The organism is Methanosarcina sp. A14 (genome assembly GCF_001729375.1).
Classification (GTDB): Archaea; Halobacteriota; Methanosarcinia; order Methanosarcinales; family Methanosarcinaceae; genus Methanosarcina; species Methanosarcina barkeri.
On record NZ_LZPK01000114.1, the window covers coordinates 1 to 2,337 of the forward strand.

Below are 2,337 nucleotides of genomic sequence, written 5' to 3' on the forward strand. Positions count from 1 at the left end.
TTTATATATTATATATTAATAAGTTATACTTTGCGTTTAGATCACAAAAGAGCTCGTTTTTGAAAGGAACCCATAAGGGAAAAAGGAGTGATCTGCTGTCAGGTAAAAACTTGAAATGTCCTGTTTTTAAGATTCTCTTTACAAGTTCTCTTTCAGGTTCCGAAAATATATACAATAAATGTCTATTTTTTGTAAAAATTCATAGTTTTTACACTGACATTTATTAATATGTACGTTTGAGTATTTAATTGAAGGTAGTTAGCATAATATAGAAAAAGGCATATAATACATAAATTTAGTTTATATACATTTATTCCAATATCTAATACTATATATTAAACATGCAGAATTTTACTCACATAAATTATAGAGTTGCGTAATTCTGTCAGTAATCAAACCATATCAGAAATATCTGCTGAAAACATGTCTAAAATAACCAGAATATTTCTATTTTTCTTTTAAGAAAATATTGATGGCCCATCTTTATCCGATTGATGTTTTAAAACGCCTGAATGTCAGAAGTGTTCCTTTAAGGTCCATTTTGAGTTCAGAACTTCTCGACTTTCTTAAGTACTCCATTTATTCTTGTTTTGACTACCTGTACATAATTCAAATCATCAAAAGGAAAGTTTTCACTTTTCAACATTACTTATTTGTTATCTTAAAGCATTTATTTACCGATTTAAATATAAAAAATAAGATTGGAACTAAAAATAAAAAAGAAGAAAAATAAAAAAGAGAGCTAAAAGTAAAAAAAAGAAAAATAAAAAAGAGAGCTAAAAGTAAAGTAGAATCAGTAAAGTTCGTTGCGGGCTTCTTTCCAGCTCTTTCCTGCACAGATCTTCTTTGCTATTTTTACCGCATCAAGTGGGGTTTTTCCATATACTGAGTTGCTAAAGGTCTCGACGAAATTCTTATCGATTGCGGCACCGCCGCAGGCTACGGGAACATCCTCAGAGTAAAGGATTTCTGCAAGGTCTTTAATGCCCCCTTTGGTTGTACTCATAAGGGTTGTTCCGGTAACAAGGTCAGCATTTGTTGCCTTTACGGCTTTAACGGCTTCTTCCACTGTTATATCACTTCCCATATCAACTACTTCGAAACCATTTGCCCTGAGAATAGCGACTACAATGTTCTTGCCTATGTCATGCACATCTCCTTCAATAACAAGGGATACTACCTTCCCCTGGGAGGGAACTTCTCCTATCCTTTCCTGGCAGAGTTCCACCCCTCCGATAAGGGCTTCATTTGCCAGCAGGATTTCAGGCACATAGCTTTCCCCTATGTCGTAAAGCTCACACACGGTCTGGATTCCGGGCATAAGGGCGTTCAAAACCAGGTCTGTCGGATCTTTTCCTTTTTCAAGTAGGGCAGATGTGAGTTTTACTGTTTCTTCACTATTTCCTTCTATCACAGATTCTGCTACGGATGCGTATTCGGGATCTTTTGGCCTGTTCTGTTTCTTTATCTTATTGGCAGGGGCCATTTCTTCGTTCCGATCTGCAAGGTCTACCCCAAGGCCGATCATGATCCCTTCGTCAATGAGTCTTTTAAATTTTGCAGGCTCTTTTTCTTTCATCTCGAATATCTTCTGAGCTGCAACGTCGATATGCCTGATCATTCCTGCATCCCTCCCAGGACATTTTCCTTCATGTTTCTTCCAATACCGACTCCGATCTGCCTGATGATGTCTTCCACATCATCACATTTCGGAATTGCTGTCTCTTTGCAGGCCCTGACATAGGCCCTGAGATTTTCGAGTGATGTTCCAAATGAGAGTCCGCACGAAGTCCCAACAATATCAGCTCCCTGCAGGATGCATTCCCTTGTTCTGTTATAAACCTGTTCGGGAGTTCCGTTTGGCATAAGATCTATAACATCCAGGCTTCCGAGGATGGACATTTCATTGCCCGCTACCTGACGGCAATACCAGACCGGAACGGCGTCGAAGGAGAAGCAGTCAATTCCACTCTGCTTTATGTAGGGCAGAAGTTTACTGGTATCTCCGCAGATGTGCAGGATCTGGGGACAGCTTATCTCCTTTGCTATTCTTTTGTGAGCAGGGAGTACGAATTCTCGGTATGTTTCCGCAGAAATCAGATCCCCGGAAGCCGAAGGATCGGCGAGGAAGACAATGTGTGCTCCGTAAATAGTCTGCAGCTTCCCGTAAGCTATCACGAAATCTGTTGCTGCCTCAATGAAGGCATGTGCTTTTTCCGGATCGGTCTTTGTCCACTTTGCTATGTTTTCGACGCCTGCTATATGACTTGCTATCGTAAAAGGAGATGTCAATAGTGGGATAACAGGAAGCATACCGTCGTACCGCTTCCTCAGTTC

Annotated in this window: 2 protein-coding genes; both read right to left on the minus strand. The window is 39.8% G+C overall.

Annotated elements, in window-relative coordinates; all coding sequences use genetic code 11:
• Positions 1 to 793: 793 nt before the first annotated feature.
• Positions 794 to 1,621, minus strand: a complete 828-nt coding sequence (locus A9239_RS06255) for a methylthiol--CoM methyltransferase (protein ID WP_048155349.1) — start codon at positions 1,619 to 1,621, stop codon at positions 794 to 796.
• The coding region (locus A9239_RS06260; RefSeq protein ID WP_069575240.1) for an MtaA/CmuA family methyltransferase at positions 1,618 to 2,337 on the minus strand (720 nt) is incomplete at its 5' end. The genes A9239_RS06255 and A9239_RS06260, both read right to left, overlap by 4 nt.